Origin of the sequence: Leifsonia sp. AG29, assembly GCF_009765225.1 — a bacterium.
Taxonomy (GTDB): Bacteria; Actinomycetota; Actinomycetes; order Actinomycetales; family Microbacteriaceae; genus Leifsonia.
The window spans coordinates 462,090-484,747 of the sequence record NZ_VMSF01000001.1 but is presented as its reverse complement, the minus strand read 5'-3'; the positions used below and the strand labels follow the sequence as shown (position 1 = coordinate 484,747).

The 22,658-nt window shown below is 72.6% G+C and carries 20 protein-coding genes; 6 read left to right on the top strand and 14 right to left on the bottom strand.

Annotated features, from left to right (window positions below; genetic code table 11):
- Positions 1 to 24 precede the first annotated feature (24 nt).
- On the top strand, positions 25 to 1,497 hold the full coding sequence (locus tag FPT20_RS02425) for a PucR family transcriptional regulator (RefSeq protein ID WP_158862212.1): 1,473 nt from the start codon (positions 25 to 27) through the stop codon (positions 1,495 to 1,497).
- Between the two features lie 63 nt (positions 1,498 to 1,560).
- Complete coding sequence (locus tag FPT20_RS02420) at positions 1,561 to 2,325, top strand: potassium channel family protein (protein WP_158862210.1); 765 nt, start codon at positions 1,561 to 1,563, stop codon at positions 2,323 to 2,325.
- Here FPT20_RS02420 and FPT20_RS02415 read toward each other — a convergent pair.
- Genes FPT20_RS02415 through FPT20_RS02405 form a run of 3 tightly spaced genes read right to left on the bottom strand, consistent with a single transcriptional unit; the run spans position 2,265 to position 5,751 of the window.
- The gene (locus tag FPT20_RS02415) at positions 2,265 to 3,122 is read right to left on the bottom strand and encodes a transglutaminase family protein (protein WP_158862208.1); all 858 of its coding nucleotides are present in this window, start codon (positions 3,120 to 3,122) and stop codon (positions 2,265 to 2,267) included. The two genes, FPT20_RS02420 and FPT20_RS02415, sit on opposite strands and share 61 nt — an antisense overlap.
- Complete coding sequence (locus FPT20_RS02410; RefSeq protein ID WP_158862206.1) at positions 3,119 to 4,045, bottom strand: alpha-E domain-containing protein; 927 nt, start codon at positions 4,043 to 4,045, stop codon at positions 3,119 to 3,121. The genes FPT20_RS02415 and FPT20_RS02410 overlap by 4 nt, the downstream gene beginning before the upstream one ends.
- Positions 4,039 to 5,751, bottom strand: coding sequence for a circularly permuted type 2 ATP-grasp protein (locus tag FPT20_RS02405; protein WP_158862204.1), 1,713 nt, complete (start codon positions 5,749 to 5,751; stop codon positions 4,039 to 4,041). The genes FPT20_RS02410 and FPT20_RS02405 overlap by 7 nt, the downstream gene beginning before the upstream one ends.
- Positions 5,752 to 6,210: 459 nt before the next feature.
- Here FPT20_RS02405 and FPT20_RS02400 point away from each other — a divergent pair, with 459 nt between their 5' ends.
- Positions 6,211 to 7,134 (top strand): aldose 1-epimerase family protein, encoded by a 924-nt coding sequence (locus tag FPT20_RS02400; protein ID WP_158862202.1) that lies wholly within the window; start codon positions 6,211 to 6,213, stop codon positions 7,132 to 7,134.
- 900 nt (positions 7,135 to 8,034) lie between these two features.
- On the opposite strand, the gene FPT20_RS02395 is transcribed toward FPT20_RS02400, so the two are convergent.
- Positions 8,035 to 9,402, bottom strand: coding sequence for a flavin monoamine oxidase family protein (locus tag FPT20_RS02395; RefSeq protein ID WP_158862200.1), 1,368 nt, complete (start codon positions 9,400 to 9,402; stop codon positions 8,035 to 8,037).
- Positions 9,403 to 9,579: 177 nt separating this feature from the next.
- The gene (locus tag FPT20_RS02390) at positions 9,580 to 11,664 is read right to left on the bottom strand and encodes a S53 family peptidase (protein WP_158862198.1); all 2,085 of its coding nucleotides are present in this window, start codon (positions 11,662 to 11,664) and stop codon (positions 9,580 to 9,582) included.
- A gap of 247 nt (positions 11,665 to 11,911) precedes the next feature.
- On the opposite strand from FPT20_RS02390, the gene FPT20_RS02385 reads away from it, so the two are divergent.
- Positions 11,912 to 13,141, top strand: coding sequence for a MinD/ParA family ATP-binding protein (locus FPT20_RS02385; RefSeq protein WP_233265358.1), 1,230 nt, complete (start codon positions 11,912 to 11,914; stop codon positions 13,139 to 13,141).
- 49 nt (positions 13,142 to 13,190) lie between these two features.
- Here the strand turns inward: FPT20_RS02385 and FPT20_RS02380 are convergent, their stop codons facing one another.
- Complete coding sequence (locus FPT20_RS02380; RefSeq protein ID WP_158862196.1) at positions 13,191 to 14,378, bottom strand: metallophosphoesterase family protein; 1,188 nt, start codon at positions 14,376 to 14,378, stop codon at positions 13,191 to 13,193.
- 168 nt (positions 14,379 to 14,546) lie between these two features.
- Here FPT20_RS02380 and FPT20_RS02375 point away from each other — a divergent pair, with 168 nt between their 5' ends.
- Both FPT20_RS02375 and FPT20_RS02370 read left to right on the top strand, forming a co-directional pair.
- A complete protein-coding gene (locus tag FPT20_RS02375; protein WP_233265357.1) occupies positions 14,547 to 15,263 on the top strand; it encodes a GAF and ANTAR domain-containing protein in 717 nt (238 codons plus the stop codon).
- Positions 15,260 to 15,970: a GAF and ANTAR domain-containing protein gene (locus FPT20_RS02370; RefSeq protein ID WP_158862194.1), complete on the top strand. Its 711-nt coding sequence runs from the start codon at positions 15,260 to 15,262 to the stop codon at positions 15,968 to 15,970. Before FPT20_RS02375 ends, FPT20_RS02370 begins: the two co-directional genes overlap by 4 nt.
- Positions 15,971 to 15,989: 19 nt before the next feature.
- On the opposite strand, the gene panD is transcribed toward FPT20_RS02370, so the two are convergent.
- The 8 genes from panD to FPT20_RS02330 are packed head-to-tail and all read right to left on the bottom strand — an operon-like array spanning position 15,990 to position 22,657.
- Positions 15,990 to 16,418 carry an aspartate 1-decarboxylase gene (gene panD / locus FPT20_RS02365; protein WP_158862192.1) on the bottom strand — a complete coding sequence of 143 codons (429 nt, stop codon included), beginning with the start codon at positions 16,416 to 16,418 and terminating at the stop codon, positions 15,990 to 15,992.
- A 37-nt stretch (positions 16,419 to 16,455) separates the two neighbouring features.
- On the bottom strand, positions 16,456 to 17,403 hold the full coding sequence (locus FPT20_RS02360; protein WP_158862190.1) for an NAD(P)/FAD-dependent oxidoreductase: 948 nt from the start codon (positions 17,401 to 17,403) through the stop codon (positions 16,456 to 16,458).
- Positions 17,396 to 17,743 carry a ferredoxin gene (gene fdxA, locus FPT20_RS02355; RefSeq protein ID WP_158862188.1) on the bottom strand — a complete coding sequence of 116 codons (348 nt, stop codon included), beginning with the start codon at positions 17,741 to 17,743 and terminating at the stop codon, positions 17,396 to 17,398. The genes FPT20_RS02360 and fdxA overlap by 8 nt, the downstream gene beginning before the upstream one ends.
- Positions 17,740 to 19,125 (bottom strand): FAD-dependent oxidoreductase, encoded by a 1,386-nt coding sequence (locus FPT20_RS02350; RefSeq protein WP_158862186.1) that lies wholly within the window; start codon positions 19,123 to 19,125, stop codon positions 17,740 to 17,742. Before FPT20_RS02350 ends, fdxA begins: the two co-directional genes overlap by 4 nt.
- Positions 19,122 to 19,931, bottom strand: coding sequence for a uroporphyrinogen-III C-methyltransferase (gene cobA / locus FPT20_RS02345; RefSeq protein WP_158862184.1), 810 nt, complete (start codon positions 19,929 to 19,931; stop codon positions 19,122 to 19,124). The genes FPT20_RS02350 and cobA overlap by 4 nt, the downstream gene beginning before the upstream one ends.
- The gene (locus FPT20_RS02340) at positions 19,928 to 20,821 is read right to left on the bottom strand and encodes an ABC transporter permease (protein WP_158862182.1); all 894 of its coding nucleotides are present in this window, start codon (positions 20,819 to 20,821) and stop codon (positions 19,928 to 19,930) included. Before FPT20_RS02340 ends, cobA begins: the two co-directional genes overlap by 4 nt.
- Complete coding sequence (locus FPT20_RS02335) at positions 20,811 to 21,524, bottom strand: ABC transporter ATP-binding protein (RefSeq protein WP_442786499.1); 714 nt, start codon at positions 21,522 to 21,524, stop codon at positions 20,811 to 20,813. The genes FPT20_RS02340 and FPT20_RS02335 overlap by 11 nt, the downstream gene beginning before the upstream one ends.
- 44 nt (positions 21,525 to 21,568) lie before the next feature.
- Positions 21,569 to 22,657 (bottom strand): ABC transporter substrate-binding protein, encoded by a 1,089-nt coding sequence (locus tag FPT20_RS02330; protein WP_233265355.1) that lies wholly within the window; start codon positions 22,655 to 22,657, stop codon positions 21,569 to 21,571.
- Between the last annotated feature and the right edge of the window lies 1 nt (position 22,658).

The following is a 22,658-nucleotide window of genomic DNA, read 5'->3' as shown; positions in this document are numbered from 1 at the left end:
GCCGCCGGGAAGGGAGGGGCCACCATGCCCGCGACGCTCGCCCAGCTGCTGGCGCGACCCGAGCTCAAGCTGCGGCTGCTCACCCCCGCGGGCACGGGCGATCTGGAGCGGCCGATCCCGTGGGCCCACAGCTCCGAGCTCCCCGACCCGACGCCGTTCCTCTCGGCGGGCCAGCTGCTGCTCATCACCGGGACGCCGGACGACATCGAGGCGTACGTCTCGCGCCTCGCGGCGCACGGCATCGCCGGCCTCGGGTACGGCACCGAGGTCGTCCGCTCCGGGACGCCGGAGGCCCTGGTGGAGGCGTGCACCCGTCACGGCCTGCCGCTGTTCGAGGTGCCCTACCGCACCCCGTTCATCGCGATCGCCCGGTTCATCGCGGAGCGCGTCGCCGCCGACACGTATGCCCGCAACACCTGGGCGCTCCGCGCCTCCAGGGCGATCTCGCTCGCCGCTCTGCGGCCCGATCCGCTCGCGTCCGTCCTCGGCGAGCTGGCGCGCCAGATCGAGCGCCCGGTCGCCCTCCTGCGAGCGGACGGCACGATCGACCGCGTGGCTCCCGACGACGCCCTCGCCGCCGGCGACCGGGCCGCCCTCGCCGCGGCGGCCGAGCCGCTGCTCCGGAGCAGACGGCGCGCAGCGGGGACGGCCTCGACGTCGGCCGGAGCGTTCTCACTCCAGACCCTAGGCGCGGCGGGGCGCCTCCGCGGTGTGCTGGCCGTCGGCGCCGAGGGGCTCGACCAGGCGGCCCAGCAGGTCGTGACCGGGGTCGTCGCGCTGGCCGGGCTCGCCCTCGAGCAGGGACGGGCCACCGACGCGGCGCGCGGGCGTCTGCGGACGGGGGTCTGGCGGGCGCTGCTCACGGGGGACGCCGAACTCGCCGCGGACGTCGCGGAGCCGGTCCTGGGAGCCCTTCCCGAGTCTCCCGTGCGCGTGGCGCTGCTGACCGGCCCCTCCACCGCAGCGGCGGCCGACTGGCTGGAGGCGAACAGCGACGTGTTCTTCGCGCGCGACGGGCAGGAGCTCGTGCTCGTCCTTTCCGCCGAGGGCTCCGCTCCCGCCCAGGCCGCGGTCGAGGAGCTGACCGAGCGTTTCGAGCTGCGCGGCGGTCTCTCCGCGCCGACGTCGCTGTCCGGCCTGCGCAGTGCTGTCAGTCAAGCGGAGACCGCGCGACGGCGCGCCTCCCCCGAGGCGGCGGTCGTGGCGTTCGACGACGTCGCCGGCGCGGGCATGCTCGCCCTGCTCGAGACGCCGGACGCCCGGGCGGTCGCCCGGGCGTCGCTGGCCCCGCTGGAGGCGGCCGACCCGTCCCTCCCGGCGACCCTGCGGATCTGGCTCGACAGCGACGGCGTGTACGACGTCGCCGCGCGCCGCCTGGGCGTGCACCGGCACACGCTGCGCGCCCGCGTCGCGGAGGCCGAGCGACTGCTCGGGCGCGACCTGTCCGGCTTCGCGGCCCGCGCGGATCTGTACGCCGCACTCCGCGCGGCCGGCTGAGCGCGTCGCCCCTCGACCCGCCGGGAGCGTGCGGCGGAGGCGCGGCAGCACTACGCTCCCGCCATGACCCAGCAGCGTTGGCAGCGGCTCATGGAGTGGCCGCTCGCCGTGACCGCCCTCATCTTCCTCGTCGCGTACTCGTGGGAGGTGATCGGCGACCTCAAGGGTCCGCCCGGCGACGTGGCGGAGGCGGTGATCTGGGCCACCTGGGCGGTCTTCGTCGCCGACTACATCGTCATGCTCGTCCTCGCCGAGAGCCGCTGGCGATGGTTCTACACGCACCTGTTCGACCTGCTGGTGGTGGCCCTCCCCATGCTGCGTCCGCTGCGCCTCCTGCGACTGGTCACGATCGCGACCGTGCTGCAGCGGACCGTCGGGCGCGCGTTCCGGGGCCGGGTGCTGGTCTACGTGGTGGGCGCGGCGTCGCTGCTCGTGTACATCGCCGCGCTGGCCGTGCTCGACGCCGAGCGCGGGCACGGCGGGACGATCCGCTCGCTCGGCGACGGGCTGTGGTGGGCCTTCGTCACGATCACCACCGTCGGCTACGGCGACGAGGTGCCCGTCACCGACGCCGGGCGTCTCGTCGCGGTCGGCGTGATGCTCGGCGGCATCGCACTCATCGGCGTCGTGACGGCGACCTTCGCCTCCTGGATCGTCGAGCGCGTCGGCGAGAGCGAGGCAGCGGAGGAGGTCATCACGCGGTCCGAGGTGGAGGCGCTGACCCGCGAGGTCGCCGCGCTGCGGCAGCTGCTCGAGAGTCAGACGGTTCACGCCTCCCGGGTGATCGAGACCGAGACGAACAGCTCCGAGCCGCCGCTGCCGGCGTAGACCCCGCGAAGCGGCGTCACGTCGGTGTAGTCCCGGCCGTGCCCGACCCGCACGTGCCGGTCGCCGATGGCGATGCCGTTCGTCGGGTCGTAGCCGTGCCAGGTGCCGCAGAACCACTCCACCCAGGCGTGCGACTCGCCCGTGACGGTCTCGCCGACCGCGGCCTCGGCCTTCGGGTGGAGGTAGCCGGAGACGTAGCGCGCGGGGATCCCGACGGCCCGGAGCGCCCCGATCGCGACGTGGGCGATGTCCTGGCAGACGCCGCTGCGCGCCTCCCAGGCCTCGGCGGCGGTGGTCCTGACACCGGTGACGCCCGGCACGTAGTCCATCTCGGAGGAGACGGCGGCGACGATCGCCAGCGCTGCGGCGCACGGCCCGTCGACCGCGGGCGCCACGGCGGCGGCGACCGACCGCGCGAGCTCGGTGAGCGAGGGCGGAGGCGCGGTCAGCGGGGTCTGCCGGAGCTGCTCGACGCAGCCCGCGGAGCGCGGAACCAGCGCGGCGAGCTCCTCCCACCCGACGCCCGACGGGGGATGCGTGGTCTCCAGCACCTCCACGAGGCTGCTCGCGGTGATCGTCAGTTCGCTGTGCGCATCGAGCACGTCGAACGCGAGCACGCGCGTGCCCCAGTAGTCGGTGTACTGGTGATGAGACGACACGGGCCGGACGTCGACGGACGAGTGGAGCACCAGCTGCCGCTCGCCCGAGACGGGGAGCATCCTCGCCTCGTTGTACGACGCCGTCACGTCGCCGGCGTAGCGATAGCCGGTCGAGTGGACCACCTTGAGCCGTTTCATGTCCTGTCCCCCGTCCAGCTCGGCGCCGTGCTCTCCGGGAAGTACCGGAGGCTGATCGCGGTCGTCGCCGCGCTCGTCGCCTCCTGGATCGCCGACATGTACGCCGGGAGGTCGTCGAGGACCTCGGCGACCGGGCGGAACTCGAGCTCGCTCTGCACCTGCCCGAGCATCCGCACGGCGTGATCCGACACGCCCGCCCGCTCCAGGCGCGGCTCGATGTCGCGCAGGCACTCCACCGCCCGCGCCACGGAGAACAGGATCGATCGCGGGAAGAGCCGGTCGTGGAGCAGGAACTCGGCGGCGTTCCGCGCCGACGGCACTCCCCGGTACGTGCGCAGGTACGCCTCGTACGCACCGCACGAGCGGAGGATCGTGGTCCAGCTGGGGCCGCTCGCCTCGGTGAGCGACCGGGTCGCGAGGAGGCGCGCGGTCATGTCCGCTCGCTCCAGGCTCCGCCCGAGGGTGAAGAAGTGCCAGGCCTCGTCGCGGCTCGCGCCGGACTCCATGACGCCGACGGCGAGCGCGGTCCGCTCGCGCACCCAGCTGAAGAACTCGTGCACCTTGTCGCCGGTGACGCGGCGGGGCATCCGCGCGGCCGTCGTGTTGAGGCACTCCCACAGCTCGGTCGAGATGATCTCGCGGGCCCGCCGGGCGTTCTCCCGGGCGGAGCTGAGCGAATACATGATGGAGGCGGGTGCAGACCGGTCCACGGCCAGGATGCGGAGCACATCCTCCCGGGCGATCGCGCTCTCGGTCGCCGGGCTGCCCATGACGCCGAGGAGGGACCGGCACGCCGTGTCCTCGTCGATCCACGGGTCCTCCAGCAGGAGCTGGAGGTGCACGTCGAGGATGCGCGCCGTGCCGTCGCTGCGCTCGATGTAGCGGCCGATCCAGAAGAGCGACGAGGCGATCCTGCTCAGCATCGGGGCGCCTCCCCGGGTTGCTCTTGCTGCTGCTGCTGCTGTTGCTGCTGCTGTTGCTGCTGGTCGCTGCGCGGGGCGTCCTCCGCCGAGTGGTCGGGGGCGTGTTGAGCGGTCCTGGCGTCGGGTGACGCCCGGTGCGCCGCCTGCGCTGCGACCAGGCCGGCCACGCGGCGCCCCTCCCCCGGAGCGGTGCCGGCATCGCGCGGACTCGCGAGCTCCCCGTTCTCCGGGCTCGCGTTCGCGCCCACCACCCACGTGTCCTTCGAACCGCCTCCCTGACTGCTGTTGACGACGAGCTGCCCTTCGGCGAGGGCCACCCGGGTGAGGCCGCCGGGGAGCACCCAGACGTCGCGCCCGTCGTTCACCGCGAACGGGCGCAGGTCGACGTGGCGCGGACGCATCCCGGAGTCGACGAGCGTCGGGATCGTCGAGAGCTGCACCACCGGCTGGGCGATCCACCCCCGCGGGTCGGCGATGAGCCGGGCTCGGAGCTCCGCGAGCTCGCGGCGTGTCGCGTCCGGCCCGATCACGAGCCCTTTGCCGCCCGAGCCGTCGACCGGCTTCACGACGAGCTCGTCCAGCCGGTCGAGCACCTCGGCGAGCGCGTCGGGCTCCTCCAGCCGCCAGGTGTCGACGTTCGGCAGCACCGGCTCCTCGGCGAGGTAGTAGCGGATGAGCTCGGGCAGATACGTGTAGACGAGCTTGTCGTCGGCGACGCCGTTGCCGACCGCGTTCGCGATCGTGACGTTGCCGAGCCGCGCCGCCAGCATCAGGCCGGGCGTGCCGAGCACGGAGTCGACGCGGAACTGGAGCGGGTCGATGAAGTCGTCGTCGACCCGGCGGTAGATCACGTCGACGCGCTGCGGACCGGAGGTGGTCCGCATCCAGACGTGACCGCCCGAGCAGAACAGGTCGCGCCCCTCCACGAGCTCGACCCCCATGAGCCGGGCGAGCAGGGTGTGCTCGAAGTAGGCCGAGTTGTACACGCCCGGGGTCAGGACGACGACGTTCGGGTTCTCCATGCCGCCGGGCGCGCTGGCGCGGAGGGCCTGCAGCAGGCGGTAGGGGTAGTCGCCCACCGGGCGCACCCGCATCGAGGTGAAGAGCTCCGGGAGGGTCTGGGCCATGACCCGGCGGTTGGAGATCACGTAGCTGACGCCGCTGGGGACGCGCACGTTGTCCTCGAGGACCCGCCACTCCCCGCGCTCGTCCCGGATCAGGTCGATCCCCGAGACCTGGATGCGGACGCCGTTGGCGCTGACGATCCCGGCCGCGGCCCGGTGGAAGTGGGCGGAGGAGGTGATGAGGGCCGCGGGAACCACGCCGTCGCGGACCGCGTTCTGATCGCCGTAGACGTCGGCGAGGAAGGCCTCGAGCGCCCGCACGCGCTGCTTCACGCCCGCCTCGATGTGCGCCCACTCCCGCTGCTCGATGACGCGGGGCACCGCATCGAGGGGGAACGGCCGCTCCTCCCCTGCGAAGTCGAACGTCACGCCCTGGGCCAGGTACGAGCTGGCGAGCGCCTCCGTGCGGCCGCGGAGCTCCTCCTGGGTGAGGGCCGCCAGGGCGGTGAACAGCTCGCGGTACGCGGGGCGTGCGCCGTCGACCGCGGCGGCGGGCCCGTGGAACATCTCGTCGAACGGGGCCGCCCGGCCACGCCGGCGGCGCGACGCGGCGGTCGTGTACCCGCCGAACAGCTCGCCCATGGGCAGACGCTATCCGCGATGCGTTTCGTCGGCGTTTCCGCGGTGTTGCGAGTGTTTCGAGGGGGTGGGCGGGGTGGGGTGGTGGAGGCGTTGCTCGCGTTCGGCGCATCCGCGGTCGCGGCGGGGCTTCGCCTCCCGCCGACCGCGCACTGTCGGGAACGGAGGATGCGCCGCGGCCGGAGGCCCGAAAGTGCGGCTTGGGGAGGATACAAGCGCCGCGGGACGGTCATACATCCTCCCTCAGCTACGGGCCTCCTCCCTTGGCGTCGCCGGCCCTCGCGCCCACGCCGCGCCGACGCGGGACCGAACCGTTGGCAACGGAGGATGAGCCGCGGCCGGTTGCCCGAATCCGCGGGTCGGGGAGGAGACCTGCACTCCGGGGCGCCCAGGGATCCTCCCTGAGCGACGGGCATCCTCCCTCGTCGACCGCCGGCGCGCCCGGTGCGCCAGAATGGGCGGATGACCACTCCCATCTCCGGCACGCACTTCGGCCTGAGCGCCGGCGGCTATCACGCGACCATCGCCTCCGTCGGGGCCACCCTGCGCACGCTCGAGTACGACGGGCGCGACCTCGTGGTGCCGTTCGATGCCGACGAGGTGCGACCGGCCTACCGGGGCGCGACACTGGCACCCTGGCCGAACCGGGTCGTCGACGGCCGGTACACGTTCGACGGGGTGGAGCAGCGCCTCCCGCTCACCGAGCCGACGCGCGGCCATGCCTTGCACGGGCTCGCGTGCTGGCTCGACTTCGCAGCGATCGATCGTTCCGCCAGTTCGGCCGCGTTCGCCGCGACGATCGAGGCGCAGGCCGGATACCCGCACCGCATCGAGGTGACCGTGTCGTTCGAACTCGACGATCACGGCCTCCACACGAGCGTCACGGGAACCAACACCGGCACGACGCCCGCGCCCTGGGGCACGGGACCGCACCCCTACCTCGTGGCCGGCGACGGCCGGGTGGACGACTGGACGCTGACGCTTCCGGCCGCCTCGGTGCTCACCGTCACCGAGGACAGGCTCATTCCGATCGGGCTCGCGGATGTCGCGTCCGAGGGAGGCGGTGTCTTCGACTTCCGCGAGCCGCGCCGCATCGCGGACACGTTCATCGACCACGCCTTCACCGGGCTCGACCGCGATGCCGACGGGATGGCCACTGTCACCCTGCGGGCCGCCGACGGCAGCGGCGTCGAGATGACCTGGGACGGCGCGTGCCCCTGGGTGCAGATCCACACGGCCGACCAGCCCGTCGCCGCGATCGACCGGCTGGGCCTCGCCGTCGAGCCGATGACGTGCCCGCCCGACGCCTTCAACTCGGGTACGGACCTCATCGTGCTGCAGCCCGGGGAGGCGGCGACCGCGTCCTGGACCATCCGCGCGGTCTGAGGCCCTCTGCGTCTCGACGGTCGCGGAGGGAGGGGATCTGTCGCGCCGGGAGGATCGCGTGCGTCCCCGCACTGCACGCCTCCTCCGGAAGCCGCAGATTCGGGCCTCCGACCGCCACTCATCCTCCCTTAGCCGCGGGGGTAGCGACGGAGGGCATCGGTCGCTTGGGGAGGATCGCGGGCATCCACGCATCGCGTGTCTCTCCCAAAGCCGCAGATCCGCGCCTCCGGCCGCCGCCCATCCTCCGTTAGCGCCGCGCGGCTGCTAAGGGAGGAGCTCCGTGGCGCAGGGAGGATCGCGCGCGTCGCCCACTGGGCGTGTCCTCCGGAAACCGCAGATCCGCGCCTCCAGCCGCCGCCCATCCTCCGTTAGCGCCGCGCGGTCGCGAAGGGAGGAGCTCCGTGGCGCAGGGAGGATCGCGCGCGTCGCGCACTGGGAGTGCGCCTCCGGAAACCGCAGATCCGCGTCTCCAGCCGCCGCCCATCCTCCGTTAGCGGCGCGCGGTCGCTCAGGGAGGATCAGCGTCGCCCGGGGAGGATCGTGAGCACGGCACGGCACCGGCACCGAGCGCCGACCGAGCGCAGGCAGCGCCGCACCAGAAAGGCGCCCCCGGCTGAACCCGAAAACAGCCGGGGGCACCTCGGTAGGCGCTTCAGCGCTCACCGCCGAGCGCGGCCTGTACCCGTTCAGCCCGGCGCCCGGTCGAGAACCGGATCACTCGACGGCCCTCGATCTGCAGACGAGCCTAGCATCCTCCATCTGAGATTTCACATCCGAGCACCTTCCCCCTGGTTCCGCGCCGCCCGGGCGGAACGCCGAACCCCCCGCCGCGTCGGCAGGGGGTTCGGAGGGAGGGTGCGCGCGGCCATCCACGACTGGCCGCGCGCAGCTCGTGGGGGCCTACCGGCCCGCGGGCTCCAGCGCCGCGACGATCGCCGCGGCCGTCTCGCGCCCCACGCGGATCGCGCCGTCGACGTGCTGGTATCCCTTGCCTGCCAGATCGCTGCAGGAGAAGTGGATCGGCCCGACCGGGACGCGGAGGTCTGCGCCGTAGCGCGCGAGGCCGCCCATGTCGAAGCTCGCGGCGTAGGCGCCGCGGGTCCACTCCTCGCTGCCCCAGTCGCTCTCGTAGTAGACGACGGGGTGGAGGGCCTGCTCGCCGTAGTAGTGCGAGAGCGATTCGAGGATGCGGGCCTTGCGCTCCTCCGGGGTGAGCCGGAAGACCGCGTCGGCCGACTCGTCGGAGACGAACCCGACGAGGGTGCCCCGCGGGTCGCCGTGGTAGCTGTTGTCGTACGCCTCGTGCACGAGCTCGTACGGGCTGAACGCCGTGCCGCTGTAACCGTGGTCGCGCCAGAACGGCGTCTCGTACACAGCGTGCACCTTGATGACGAAGCCCATCGAGAGGTGCTGGTGCAGCTGCTGCTGCCGGCGCGGCAGCGGCGGCTCATAGGAGATCCGGCTGATCAGCACGGGAGGGACGGCCAGGATCGCGGAGCGGGCCCGCACCTCCATGCCGTCGGCGACCGCGGTGACGCCGGACTCGTCCCAGCGGAGGGAGCGCACCGGCTGGCCGAGGAACACGTCGTCGCCGAGCCGCTCGGCGAGCAGCAGCGGCACCTGCTGGAGGCCGCCCTTCACGCGCTTGTCGAGGATGAAGTCGGCGTCGACGAGGTGCGAGAAGCTTCCCGCGCTGGCGGCCATGAGGAGTGCCTGAAGCGCCGAGAAGGCGTGAGCGGGCTTCGTGAGCATGGCACCGGCGATGAACATGCCGATGTTGCGCCGCGCCTCCTCGTCGTCGGTCTGCGTCTCGAGCCAGCGGCGGAACGAGATCTCGTCGAGCTCCTTGGCGTCGGGGTGCGCCCACGGCCGCTCGGGATCGATCTCGGCGACGAGCGCGTCGAGGCGGTCGATCAGGCCCACGATCTCCTGCTCGGTCGCCGGAGCCACAGGGAAGATCTCGCCCTCGAAGGTGCGGCGGTCGCCGTTCTCGCCGAGGTAGATGTTGCGGCCCTCGCGGTAGCGGGAGTAGGTCTCGAGGCCGAGGTCCGCGAGCGTCTCGAGGAGCGCGTCCTGGTCGGGCGAGACCCACTGGCCGCCGATCTCGAGCGTCGCGCCGTCGATGTCGTCGGTCCAGAGCCGCCCGCCGACGCGGTCGCGCGCCTCCAGGACGGCCACGGTCAGGCCCGCCTTCGTCAGTTCGTTCGCAGCCGTCAGCCCGGATGCGCCAGCGCCGATGATGACGACGTCACGGTCGATGCTGTTCATGGCTATCACTTCCCTCTTCGGTCACGGCGATGCTAGGGGGCCCGCAGAGCGGCTCGATTCGACACCTTGTCGAATCTCGTCGCGCGCCTTCGACAACACGGCCGGACACCAGTGTGCCCCCTCCGCACGGGAGGGGGCACATCGGGAGGCGCGCAGCGCCGCTAGGTCGTGATCGCGCTACTTCGTGATCGCCGCGAAGAACGCCGCGCCCGCGGGCGTGCCGACACCGGTGGCGGTGTCGTAGCCCTTGGTGCTGTGCAGCGTCTGGTTCGGGTCCTCCTGCGTCCTCAGGCTGTAGCTGAGGCCACCGGACGCGTTCTCGCTGTTCACGTAGTTCACGCGGAGCACGGACGGCAGGGGCGACTGGAGGGTCGTCCCGAACTGGTCCGCCTGATCGACGTCGTAGAACGCCGACCCGCCCGCCGCGTACGCGGCGTAGATGCGCGGGTTGAGGAACCCGAGCGGCGAACCGGCCACCTGGTTGGCGACCGCGGCGATGCCGGCCGTCAGCGGGGCCGCGACGGAGGTGCCGCCGATGCGGTACTCGTCGTAGTACGTGCCGTCGCTGAACGCCTGCGTCTGGCCGACGAGCAGACCCGTGTTCGGGTCCGCCAGTCCGCTGATGTCGGGCACGAGCCGGCCGGAGGCCGAACCGACCGCCGCCTGCTGGTACGAGGGCTCGGCGAAGATCTTGCTGACGCCTCCACCGCCGCCGCCGTTGAAGCCACCCGGGAGGGGCGACGCGAACGTGCCGTCGAGCTCGTAAGGAGCACTCGACATGTGGTCGGTCGCGGTGGGCTTCACCGAGTCGAGACCCGTCTGCCAGCCGACCTCGAAGGAGCGCTTCCAGCCGCTCTTGTTGAGCGGCGACGCCGGGTCGTCGACAGCGGAGTAGCCGAGCCCGGACGGCGCGGCCGTCGGCACCACCGCAGCGGAGGTACCGCCCACGGCGGTCACCCACGGGCTGTCGGCGTAGAAGTCGACCTGCGGCGAACCGAAGTTCTTGACCTCGTCACCGCTGTCACCGCTCGACACGAACACGCCGACGCCGGTGGCCGCCGCCTGGATGAACGTGTTGTTGAGGCTGTTGATGTAGCCCTGCGGCACCGCCTCGCCGGCGAACCCGTAGCTGATAGACAGGATGCTCGCCAGGTGATTGTCGACGATGTGGTTCACCGACGCGTCGAAGTCCTGCCGTGCGTTCGCGGAGGCCACGTAGAGCAGGCTGGCTCCCGGAGCGGTGGTGTGGATCGCCTCGGCGTCGAGCGTCTCCTCGCCGTAGTAGTCGCCGGGGACCTGCTGCGGCGTGTCCGGGTGCTTGTACACGCCCGGGGCCACCAGCTGCGTGATCTTCGGCGCCGGCAGGTTGTGGAGGCTGCTGTACTTGGTCACGTCCTGCACCAGCGTCGGGCTCGCGTTGGCTCCGACGAACGCCACCGTCTGCCCGGTGCCGTCGGCCGCGACCGTGTCGAGGCCGTACAGGCCGCGAACCTGCGCCGGCGTGTAACCGCATGGGGCGATCGGCTTGGTGCTCGTGCCGTACGCGGGGGCGTTCGGCATGGCGACCGTCTTCTCGCCGTACCAGAGCGAGCACGGCTGGCCCGCACGGAATCCGACCGACGGTGCGCCGTGGTCCTGACCGTTGCCGGTGGTGCCGTTGCCGCTGTTCCCGTTGGTGTTGTCCGACTGGATCAGCGACGCGCCCTGATCGAGGCCCATGACGCTCTCCACGACGCCCGCGAGCGACGCCGGGACGCTGACCGCCGACTCCGGGGCCCGGAGGGTCGTGCCGAAGGCGCTGTACTCGCCCAGGGTGACGCCGAACGCGCTCTGCGCCTGGGCGACGGTGCCTTCAGCGGAGACGTAGCGGTTGTTCGCCGGAGTGTCGACGATCGAGAAGCCGGCGTCGCGCAGGAACTTCTGAACGGCGAGGACGCTCGACTGGCTCGGCGCGAACTGCTGACGGAACTGCTGCGGCGTCAGGAACTGCCGGTAGCTCGACGAGCCCGGCGTCGAGACGGCGAGCGCCGCCTGTTCGGCCGCGGACTGGTTGCGCCACGGGAGGTACACCCGGAGGTCGACCGTGTCGGTCGCCGGCGCCGCAGAGCGGAGCGCCTTGGCGTTCGCCCAGGACGGCTGACTGCCCGGGAGGGATGTCCGGTCCGGGGCCGCGGCGGCCGGTGAGGCCATCGCGACGGCGAAAAGAAGGGCCGCGCCGGTGGTGACGGCAGCGGCCCTGAGGGATCGTGTGGTGGTGCGCATGGATGTCCTTTCATCGATGCGGGAGTGCGCAGGTCGGCGCGATCGCTATCCTCTACCCCCGTACGGGGTGAGGACAAGCGTTCTGAGAATTCCGTGTTCGCGAGCCGGACCGCGGGCGCGCAGCGGCCCGCGAGGGCGCCGCGCGGATCTGACTGTCGGCTGAGTGCGACTGGAAACCCGCGCCGGACCGGTCTACCGTGCTGAGTCGGCCTGCGCGCGCTCCGGCGCAGCCGACGGAAGGAGTCCCGTGGCACTCGACATGCCCCTGCCCCCTCACCTCAGCGCACGGCTCCGGGCCGACGCGACGGGCGAGCTCCGCGTCGACGGAAACACCGAGACGTTCGCCGAGGCCACCACCGAGCGGCTGCGCGAGGCGATGCTCTGGCGCGTCGGACAGATCGCCGCGTCGGCGGGTCACCCCGTGCAGCTGACGGTCGCCGACGACGAGGGCGAATGGCTGCTGGTCGTCCACCCCGACGGCACGATCGGCGACGAGGAGCCGCTGGCCGCGTCCGTTGCGGAGCCGGCCCCGGTCGCCTTCCTCCCCCGCACCGCGCCCGAGCGCGACTCGTTCCTCTACGTGGAGCGTCCGCAGCCGGATCGCGCCCGCCAGGGCGTCCGCGGGGCGCTGGCCCGGGTCGGCATCCCGATGGCCCCGTCGAACGCCGAGCTGCAGGAGCGCGCCGAGCTCGACGCCGTCAGCCGCCACTGGGCGGGACCTCGCACGATCGCGATCGTCAACGGCAAGGGAGGCGCGAACAAGACCCCCACGACGGCCCTCCTCGCCGCCGTCTTCGCCCGCAACGGCGGCTCGGGCGTGCTCGCCTGGGACAACAACGAGACCCGGGGCACCCTCGGCTGGCGCACGGAGCGCGACGCGCACGACGCGACGGTGCAGGACATCCTCCCGGCGACCGACATGCTGCTCTCGGCGGAGGCCCGCACGGCCGACATCGGCCATTTCGTGCACCACCAGAACGCAGACAAGTACGACGTCCTGCGGTCCAACCCGACCATGCTGGCGACCGAGCAGCGGATCTCGTCGGACGACTTCGACCGGCTCCACACGGTCGCCACCAAGTTCTACCGGCTCGTCATCATCGACAGCGGCAACGACGAGTCCGCCGAGCGCTGGCTCCGGATGGTCGACCACACCGACCAGCTCGTGATCGCGACGACCGCGCTCGGCGAGCACGCCGAGGCCGGGGCACTCCTCCTGGAGGCACTCATGCAGCGCGACGCGCACTCCGCCCGCCTCGCCCGCGACGCCGTCGTGATCGTGTCGCAGTCGGAGCGGACCGGCCCCGCGTCGGAGGTGCAGCGCGTGGCGAAGGGCTTCGAGCCGCTCGCGCGCCGGGCCGTGACCATCCCGTTCGACCCGGAGATGCACGGGGGCCGACTGGCGTTCGAGCGGCTGTCGGCGAAGACGCGGCGCGCCTGGCTGCACGCGGCCGCCGCCGTCGCCGAGGGCCTCTGACCCGCGGCGACGACGGCGGCTGCGACCTTCGCGACGCTGCCGGCGCTGGTCAGCCCTTGCAGTCGCCGGAGCCGGAGTCCGTGTAGTTCAGCGCCGACGCGGGCTGCCCCGCGCCGAGCAGCGCAGGCGAGTACGAGAACGAGTAGCCGTGCTGCTTGAGCGTGAGCTTCATCGTTCCGTAGCCCTGGTCGAACCCGGTCACGACGTTCGGGTTGGCGAAGGTGCCGTCGGCGTTCTTCGCGAGCGTGTCGAGCCCCTCGCCACCGGTGCCGATGATGATCTCGGGGATGCCGCGCTTGGTGTCGACCTGGCCGGCCGGGTCCATCGGCTTGAAGCGCGCGTACGCGTGCTCGTGGCCGTTCAGCACGAGGGTGGCGCGGTTGGCGTAGAGCAGCTTCCACCAGGCGTCGGCGACCTGTCCCTCCTGACCCCCGGCACCGGGCGCCGAGGCCGACACGGTCGCCGTGGAGGCGCTGGTCGCGCTGAACGTCGGCTGGTGCCAGTAGGCCACGGTGCACTGCTGGTGGTTGTTCTGCAGGTCGGCAGCGAGCCAGGCCGTCTCCTGGGCGAGCAGGCCGCCGTCGGTGGTGGAGCAGTCGTTGCCGAACGCGGGCGAGTTGCACTCGGCGTTGAGCGAGACGATGTGCCAGTTGCCGAGATCGTACGAGTACCAGCCCTGCGTCTCGGCGGTGTCGTCCCCGGCCTGCCCGGACGCGTTCGGCTTGCCCGCCTGGTCGTGGCCGTTGAAGTACGCGAAGTAGCCGGTGCCGTTCTGGCCGGCCTCGTTGTCGCCCTTCTTGGTGTACGGGTAGTACTCGTGGTTGCCCGGGGCCGGTCGCTCGAGGAACTTGAGGCCGCCCCAGGCCTGCTCGAAGGAGCCCTCGAAGTCGCTCAGCTTGCCGACCTCGTACTGCTCGTCGCCGAGAAGCGCGACGGCGTCGGGCTTCATCGCCTCGGTCTGCTGCGCGGTGGCGAACTCGGCGTCGTAGCCGCCGAGACTCGGGCTGCCGCACTTGAGGGAGGAGGGGGTGGCGGCGTTCTCGGCGTCGGCCGGCTCGCACGCGATGTCGCCGACGGCTGCGAGCGTGTAGGCCTTGGCGTCATCGGCCGTGACCGTCGGGTCGTAGGGCCAGCCGTTGCCGATGCCGGGCGCCGCGACGGCGGCCGCACCGGCGAACAGCGTGGCCGCGACGGCACCGGCCGCGATGAGCGAGAGCCTGCGGGTTCGAGAGCGCATACCGATCCTCCTGACGGGCGGGTCCGAGTGACGCCCGGCCGGTTCACAGGGTCGGGACCGGATGCGACGACCGGGTGAACCCCCGGGCACGCACCGGTGAACGGTTTCTGCGGACTCTCTCAGGCACGGCCCGTCGACGGGGGCGCCGGGTTCGGTAGCGTGAGCGTCGTGGGGCATGGATCGCGCGGGGACGACGGCGGAGGCGAGGGAGCTTCCGGCGCCGAGCGGCGTGCGGAGTACTGGCGCCCGTTCATGGCGGCCCTCCCGGTCTCCGGCACCTCGGTCTCGACGATCGGCGAGCTCTTCGGCACGGAGACCGTCGCCGCGAGCGATTCGATCGCCGCGCGACTGGACGAACTGCAGTTCGACCTCGGCGAGGGACCGTGCTGGGACGCGGTGCGCCTCCGCCGTCCCGTGCTCGAGCCCGACCTGCGCGCGGCGGCGGCCGCCTCCTGGCCTGCGTTCAGCCCGGCGGCTCTCGACGCGGGCGTCGGAGCCCTCTTCGCCTTCCCCATGCTGATCGGCCGGCTCCGGATCGGGGCCGTCGACCTGTACTCGCGCGAGCCGCTCGTGCTCGACCAGGCCGATACCAGGGAGGCGAGCAGGCTCGCGGACGAGGCGGGCCGCCGGCTCCTCCACCGGGCGCTGACCGCTCTCGGCGCCGACGACCTGCCGGAGGACCGCAACCCGTTCTCACGCCGTGCCGTGCACCAGGCGACGGGCATGGTCCTGGCCCAGCTCGACGTGAGCGCCGACGATGCCCGGTCGGTGATCCAGGCACACGCCTACGCGACGAACCGGTCGATGATGGAGGTGTCGCGCGAGGTCCTGGAGGGGCGCCTCGACTTCTCGGCCCTCGACCGCGGCGAGGAGCAGGATCGATGACGCGCACCCGGGACCAGGAGATGCTGACGGCGTTCGCCGGCCTGGCGGACACCCTCGTGGCCGACTACGACGTCGTGGACCTCCTCCAGAATCTCGTCGAGCTGTCGAGCCGCGTCCTCGGCGCGACGGCCGCGGGCGTCATGCTCGCCGACGAGCACGGCGAACTCGACGTCATCGCCTCCACGAGCGAGGCGACGCGGCTGGTCGAGGTGATGCAGCTCAGCGCCTACGCCGGTCCGTGCATCGAGAGCTTCGTGACCGGGAGGGTCGTCTCGCTGTCCGACATCGCCGACTCGCCCGAGCGCTGGCGCGCCTTCCGCGACCGGGCGCTGGAGCAGGGCTTCGCGGCGATCGACGCGGTGCCCATGCGCCTCCGCGAGGAGACGATCGGCACGCTGAACCTGTTCCGGGACAGCACCGGCGAGCTGGCCCCCGACGACCTGATCGCCGCCCAGGCCTTCGCCGACGTCGCGACGATCGGCATCCTCCACCAGCGCACCCTCGCCGAGAGCGACGCCGTGCGCCAGCAGCTCCAGTTCGCCCTGAACAGCCGCATCGTGATCGAGCAGGCGAAGGGGGTCGTCGCCCAGACCCGAGGAGTCTCCATCGACGCCGCCTTCGAGCTCATCCGGGGTCACGCGAGGAGCAACCGGATCGGCATCTCGACGGTCGCCGCCGAGATCGTCGACCGCCGCCTCCGGCTCTGACGGAGGCCGCGGTGCGGGGCTAGGCGGGGAGCGCGGGCAGCGACTGCGGCGGCGCCTCCACGCCCTCCAGCCCGTCCGCCGAGGCGGGGTCGTCGCCGATCGCGACCGGCCGGTTCGCGGCGTCGACGTGCACGATGGAGGGACGGAAGGTCCGCGCCTCCGCGTCGTCGAGCAGCCCGTACGCCACGACGATCACGAGGTCGCCGACCGACGCCAGATGCGCGGCCGCCCCGTTGACGCCGATCACGCCGCTGCCCCGCTCGCCCGCGATGAGGTAGGTCTCGAACCGCGCGCCGTTGTCGACGTCGAGCACGGCGATCTTCTCGCCCGGGAGGAGCCCCGCCGCGTCCATCAGGTCGAGATCGACCGTCAGGGATCCCACGTAGTGCAGATCGGCGTGGGTCACCGTCGCCCGGTGGATCTTCGCGGTGAGCATGGTGCGGAGCACGCGGCGTCTTCCTCTCGAGTCTCGCGCCGCCGGGGTGTCAGCCCCGGGCGTCGGCCAGGCCGCCCCTCGCCGCGACGGCGGAGGACTGCAGATCGTCGACGATAGCAGCAGCCGCCCGCGCGCCAGCTCCGGCCGCGATGATCATCTGCTGCGGCCCCGGCACCGTCACATCGCCGGCCGCGTAGAGCCCGGGGATGGACGTGCGGCCGCCCTCGTCGACGACGAGGAAGCCGTCGCCGGAGCGCTCGGGGTCGATGTCGTCGATGAAGGCGGTCGCGACCGTCCAGCCCGGGCGCACGAAGCCTCCCTCGATCGGCACCGACCGGCCGTCCTGCAGCAGGACCGACCGGACGGCGCCGCGCTCCCCCTCCAGGTCGGCGATGCGAGTGCGCTCGACGCGGATGCCGGCGGCGGCCAGGGCGGCCTCCTCCTCGTCCGACACGACGGGTGAGGCGTTGGTGAAGACCGTCAGGTCGTCGGTCCACCGGCTCAGGTGGACGGCGCGGCGGGCGAGGTCGTCCGTCTCGCCGATGAGCGCCAGCGGTTTGCCGCGCAGATCCCAGGCGTCGCACGCGACACAGCTGAAGACGCTCATGCCGTAGTAGGCGCGGATGCTCGGCAGCGCCGGCAGCGATTCGGTCAGACCTGTCGTCAGCAGGACCGCACGCGTGGCGATGCTCTGCTCCTGACCCGGCGCGCGGCCTGCGACGTCGACGGCGAAGCCGTCCGGCGTCCGACGCACGGAGGTGACGGTCCGGCGCTCCAGGAACTCGACGTTCTCGTACGGCGCCAGCTCCTCCTTGGCCAGCGACCGCAGCTCGGTCGGCCGGATGCCGTCTCGGGTCAGGAAGCCGTGCGATCGGAGGGTGGCGGCGTTGCGGGGCCGGCTCGCGTCGACGAGCACGACATCGACCAGCGCCCGGGCGAGGTTGAGGGTGGCGGAGAGACCGGCGGGTCCGCCGCCGATGACGACGACCTCAGACATGGGCCACCACGGTCAGCCCGGGACCCTCCTGCGGCGGGAGGGAGGCGATGAGCGGGTGGTCGAACGCCTGCGGGCCGACTTTGGAGGCGCCTCCCGGGTTGCCGAGCTCGCTGAAGAACTCGACGTTCGCCGCGTGGTAGTCGGCCCACTCGGCCGGGAGGTCGTCCTCGTAGTAGATCGCCTCGACCGGGCACACCGGCTCGCAGGCCCCGCAGTCGACGCACTCGTCGGCGTTGATGTACAGCGAGCGCTCGCCCTCGTAGATGCAGTCCACGGGGCACTCGTCGATGCAGGCTCGGTCCTTGACGTCGACGCAGGGCAGCGCGATGACGTAGGTCATCGGACGATCACCTCGCGGTTCGAGATCGCGACCTGCTCGTCACGCGGGACGACCTTGATGCGCTCCCGGACGACGTCGCCCGCGAAGCCCTCGCCGAGGGCGCGCTCGTGCTCGTCGAGGGCGAGCCACCCCTCCCAGGTGGTGTACCGGACGCCGCGCCCCTCCAGGAACTCGGTGACCGCCTCCTCCCCCGGGCGCTCGGAGGCGGCGAGCTCGGCGTGGTCCTCGAGCAGCTTCTCGATCGTCTCGCCGGCGTCGCCCTTGGTGTGGCCGATGAGGCCGACGGGTCCGCGCTTGATCCAGCCTGTCGCGTAGAGGCCCGGAACCGGCACACCGTCCTCCAGCACGCGGCCGCCGTCGTTGGGGATGACCCCCGCCGCCTCGTCGAACGGCACGTCGCGCACGGGCGTGCCACGGTAGCCGATCGCGCGGTAGACGGCCTGGACGTCGTACTCGCGGTACTCGCCCGTGCCGGCGATGCCGCCGCGTCCGTCCGGCTCGGTGCGCTCGAAGCGGATGCCCGAGACGGCGTCGTCGCCCAGGATCTCCGCCGGGCGGTGCCAGAAGTGGAGGTGGAGGCGCCGGGGCGCGCCCGAGGGCTCCCGGTCGCGCCACGACTGGAGGATGCGCGCCATGACCTTCGCCTGATTGCCGGCGGCGCGGCGCTCGCCCGTGGTCTCGTCGGCCGCGCGCCCGAAGTCCTCGTCGTAGAGCACGATGTCGACGCCGGGGACCTCGCCGAGCTCGCGGAGCTCGATGGGCGTGAACTTGATGTCCTCGGGGCCGCGCCGGCCGAAGACGTGCACATCGGTGACCGGCGATGCGGCGAGGCCGGCGTGGACGTTGTCCGGGATGTCGGTGGTCAGGAGGTCGGCCGGGTGCTTGGCGAGCACGCGAGCGACGTCGAGCGCGACGTTGCCGTTCCCGAGCACAGCGATCTGCTCGGCCTCGAGCGGCCAGTGACGCGGAACGTCGGGGTGGCCGTCGTACCAGGAGACGAAGTCGGCGGCGCCGAAGCTGCCCTTCAGCCCCGCACCCGGGAGGTCGAACGCGGTGTCGCGCTGCGCTCCCGTCGCGAAGACGACGGCGTGGTAGAGCGACTGCAGCTCGTCGACGGTGATGTCGGCGCCGACCTCCACGTTGCCGATCAGGCGCACCGAGCCCTCGGCGAGCATGTCGTGGAGGGACGTCACGATGCCCTTGATGCGCGGGTGGTCCGGCGCGACGCCGTAGCGGATGAGCCCGTACGGCGCGGGAAGGGACTCGAACAGGTCGATCCGGGTCTCGATGCCCGCCTCGGCGGCGCGGGTGCGGAGGATGTTGCCGGCGTAGATTCCGGCGGGTCCGGCGCCGACGACGGCCACTCGGAACGGTCGGGTCATTGCTGTGCCTCTCTGTGGTGGTGCGTGAGCCTGTGCTGGTGCGTCTGGGTTCGCTGGTGCGTGAGGGGTGCGTCGACGAGGTCGGGGTCGGCGAGACGGACGACATCGCCGATGACGATCACCGCGGGCGAGCGTACGCCGCGAAGCGCCGCGTCAGCTGCGATGGTGCCGAGGGTTCCCACAGTGATGCGCTGGCCGTCGCCGTAGCCGTCCTCGACGATCGCCACGGGGCAGTCGGTGCCGCGGCGGCCCGATGCGAGGGTGGCGGCCGTCGCCGCGAGTCCGGAGACGCCCATGAGGAGGACGACCGTGTGCTCGGGGCCGCCCGGCACCTCGTCGATATCGGTGTGGGCGGAGAGCACCGTGAAGCCGGCGGCCACGCCGCGGTGGGTCAGCGGGATGCCGGCCACGGCGGGGACGGAGATGGCGCTCGTCACCCCGGGCACCACCTCCACCGGGACGCCGGCGGCACGGCAGTGCTCCGCCTCCTCCCCGCCGCGCCCGAAGACGAACGGGTCGCCGCCCTTCAGCCGGGCGACGCGCTTGCCCGCGAGGGCGTGCTCGACGAGTATCTCGTTGATCCGCGACTGCGGCACGGGGTGGTGGCCGGGCTGCTTGCCGACGTCGATGATCTCGACATCGGGACCGAGGTCGTCGAGCAGGGCGCGAGGCCCCAGCCGGTCGGCGACGACCACGTCGGCGGCGGTGAGCAGCTGGCGACCGCGGACCGTGATGAGGTCGGGGTGGCCCGGACCGCCGCCGATCAGGGCGACGGACCCGACGGACCCGTTCTCGCGCGCGCTCATCGGGTCGTCCCCATGAGGCCGCGGCGCCGCAGGAGGCTGCGCTCGACCGGCGCGAAAACGGCTAGCTCGATCACGATGCCGACGACGAGGATGGTGAGGATCGTCGCGAGCACGCTGGGCAGATCGGCGAGCTCCCGGCTCTGCTCGAGCATCGACCCGAGACCGAAGCCGAGCGAGCCGGCGATGATCTCGGCCGCCATGAGGGAGCGCCACGCGAACGCCCAGCCCTGACGGAGGCCCGCGACGTAGCCGGGCAGCGCGGCGGGGAACAGCACGCGGGTCTGCAGCTGCCGACGGGAGGCGCCGAGCACGACCCCGACGCGACGCAGCTGCGGCGGCACGTGGTCGATGCCGGTGAGCAGCCCGTTGACGATCGACGGAACGGCCCCGAGCAGCACGACGAAGTACACGGCGGCGTCGGTGAGCCCGAACCAGAGGATCGCCGCGGGCACCCAGGCGACGGACGGCAGCACCTGGAGGCCCGAGAGGATCGGGCCGACCGCACGGCGCAGCCACCGCACCTCGGCGAGCAGGAGGCCGAGCGGGGTCGCGATCACGACGGCCAGGGCGAAGCCGAACCCGCCGCGGCCGAGGCTCGTTCCGATCGCCTCCGCGAGGCGGCCGGACGTCGCAGCGGCGCCGAGTGCACCCACGACGTCGGCCGGCCCCGGGAAGAGATCCGGTCGCGGGTGGGCGATCGAGACCCAGAGCTGCCACACTGCGATCGCGACGAGCACGAACAGCGTCGTCGGCACGGCTGCTCTGAGGAGGCGGCGGCCGCGGCGGGGCGACGCCGGGCCGGCGGTCTGCAGCGAGTCGAGCCCCGCCTCCAGGGCGTGCAGGTCGGGCGCGACGTAAGGCGGCGCGGTGACGGCGGCTTCAGGCGGCATTGCGGACCAGCTCCTCTCGGAGTCGATGGGTGATCTCGTCGTCGAGCCGCGCGATCTCGACGGGGTCCTGCCCGGCGCGCACGTCGGCGGGCACGGCCCATTCGGCGGCGACGCGGCCGGGCCGGGAGGTGAGCAGCACGATCCGCTGGCCGAGGCGCAGCGCCTCGCGGACGTTGTGGGTGACGAACACGATCGTCCTCCCGGTCTGCCGCCAGATCCGCTCGAGCTCGACGTGGAGCAGGTCGCGCGTGATGGCGTCGACCGCGGCGAAGGGCTCGTCCATGAGAAGGACGTGCCTGTCCTGGGCGAGAGCGCGGGCGAGCGCCACCCGCTGCCGCATCCCGCCGGAGAGCTCGTGCGGGCGGCGGTCGGCGGCGTGCGACAGCGAGACGAGCGCGAGGAGCTCGTCGACGCGGGCGCGCCGGGCGTCGCGCGGCTCGCCGCCCAGCTCGAGGGCGAGGTCGACGTTGCGGCGGGCGGTGAGCCAGGGCAGCAATGCGGCGTCCTGGAACATCATCGCGACCGGCCCGCTCGGGACGTCGATCCGTCCGGCCGTGGGCTCCTCGAGGCCGGCGATGAGGTTCAGCGCCGTGGACTTACCGCACCCGGACGCGCCGAGCAGGCAGACGAACTCCCCGTCGGCGATCTGGAGGTCGATGCCGTCGAGCACGAGGGGCGCGTCGGCGCCGAAGCGCTTGCTCACCGCCTCCAGCGTCACGGCCGGCCTGCTGGTCCCGCCCACCGGGCTCACCCGAGTCCGCCCGCGGAGACGGCCGGCTTGGCCGCCGCCTTCCGGAGCGCGTTGAGCGCGGACAGGTCGAAGAGTCCCTTCAGCGAGCCCTTCGTGCCGAGGCCGACCGCGCTTGCGTGGCTGAGCAGCGCCGGGAAGGCGGAGGCGTCGGGGTCGACCGAGAACGAGACGTGCTCGAGCGAGCGGGCGACCACGGCGTCGGGCAGCGCCTTGCCGGTGTCGGCCTTGAGCTGGGCGTTGATGGAGGCGGCGGCCGAGGGCTTCTGCAGCGCGGCGATGGCATCGGCGTTGCCCTTCACGAGCGCCTTGACCGTCTCGGGGTGCGCCTTGAGGAAGCTGCTGGAGACGGCGAGCACCGTGGTCGGGAAGCGACCGCCGGGCCACAGCTTGGCCTCGTCGACGAGCACGGAGGCCTTGCCGTCGAGGACGAAGCGGGAGACCCACGGCTCCGGCACCCAGGCGCCGTCCAGCTTGCCGGCCTGGAACAGCGTCAGCGCCTGGGCGTTGTCGGTCGGAGCGATCGTGAGGTCCCCGCCTCCGGTCAGGGAGGTGTGGAGGCCCTTCTGCGTCAGCCAGTAGCGGAAGGCGACGTCCTGCGTGTTGCCGAGCTGCGGCGTCGCGATCGTGGTGCCCTTGAGCTGGGCGACCGAGGTGATGCTCGGCTTCACCACGAGCGCGGCGCCGCCGGTGGCGACGCCCGAGACGATCTTCAGCGACTGGCCCGCGCTCTTCAGGTAGGAGTTGATGGCGGGGCTCGGGCCGATGTAGGCCGCGTCGATGGCGCCCGCGCTGAGGGCCTCGATCTCGGCCGGGCCGGCGTTGAACTGAGAGGTCTTGAGCTCGGTGCGGCCGAGCGCCTTCTCGAGCAGGCCGTCGCGCAGGCCGACCAGCGCAGGAGCGTGCGTCACGTTGTCGAAGTAGCCGACGCGGATCGTGGCTGCCAGGGTGGAGGTCGCGGTGCCGGACGCGGTGCTGGACGCGGCCGACGCTCCGGCGCAGCCGGTCAGGGCCCCGAGCGAGGCGGCGACGAGCAGCGCGGCGGCTGCGCGGAGGGAACGGCGGGAGGGAGGGTGCAGAGAGGTCACG

Coding starts and splice junctions, on each gene's coding strand:
- FPT20_RS02410 (WP_158862206.1), bottom strand. CDS start 4,045: ATGCTGAGCAGGATCGCCTCGTCGCTCTTCTGGATCGGCCGCTACATC.
- cobA (WP_158862184.1), bottom strand. CDS start 19,931: ATGAGCGCGCGCGAGAACGGGTCCGTCGGGTCCGTCGCCCTGATCGGC.
- FPT20_RS02350 (WP_158862186.1), bottom strand. CDS start 19,125: ATGACCCGACCGTTCCGAGTGGCCGTCGTCGGCGCCGGACCCGCCGGA.
- FPT20_RS02405 (WP_158862204.1), bottom strand. CDS start 5,751: ATGGGCGAGCTGTTCGGCGGGTACACGACCGCCGCGTCGCGCCGCCGG.
- FPT20_RS02420 (WP_158862210.1), top strand. CDS start 1,561: ATGACCCAGCAGCGTTGGCAGCGGCTCATGGAGTGGCCGCTCGCCGTG.
- FPT20_RS02360 (WP_158862190.1), bottom strand. CDS start 17,403: ATGTCTGAGGTCGTCGTCATCGGCGGCGGACCCGCCGGTCTCTCCGCC.
- FPT20_RS02380 (WP_158862196.1), bottom strand. CDS start 14,378: ATGCGCTCTCGAACCCGCAGGCTCTCGCTCATCGCGGCCGGTGCCGTC.
- FPT20_RS02400 (WP_158862202.1), top strand. CDS start 6,211: ATGACCACTCCCATCTCCGGCACGCACTTCGGCCTGAGCGCCGGCGGC.
- FPT20_RS02425 (WP_158862212.1), top strand. CDS start 25: ATGCCCGCGACGCTCGCCCAGCTGCTGGCGCGACCCGAGCTCAAGCTG.
- FPT20_RS02415 (WP_158862208.1), bottom strand. CDS start 3,122: ATGAAACGGCTCAAGGTGGTCCACTCGACCGGCTATCGCTACGCCGGC.
- FPT20_RS02390 (WP_158862198.1), bottom strand. CDS start 11,664: ATGCGCACCACCACACGATCCCTCAGGGCCGCTGCCGTCACCACCGGC.
- FPT20_RS02370 (WP_158862194.1), top strand. CDS start 15,260: ATGACGCGCACCCGGGACCAGGAGATGCTGACGGCGTTCGCCGGCCTG.
- FPT20_RS02340 (WP_158862182.1), bottom strand. CDS start 20,821: ATGCCGCCTGAAGCCGCCGTCACCGCGCCGCCTTACGTCGCGCCCGAC.
- FPT20_RS02395 (WP_158862200.1), bottom strand. CDS start 9,402: ATGAACAGCATCGACCGTGACGTCGTCATCATCGGCGCTGGCGCATCC.
- fdxA (WP_158862188.1), bottom strand. CDS start 17,743: ATGACCTACGTCATCGCGCTGCCCTGCGTCGACGTCAAGGACCGAGCC.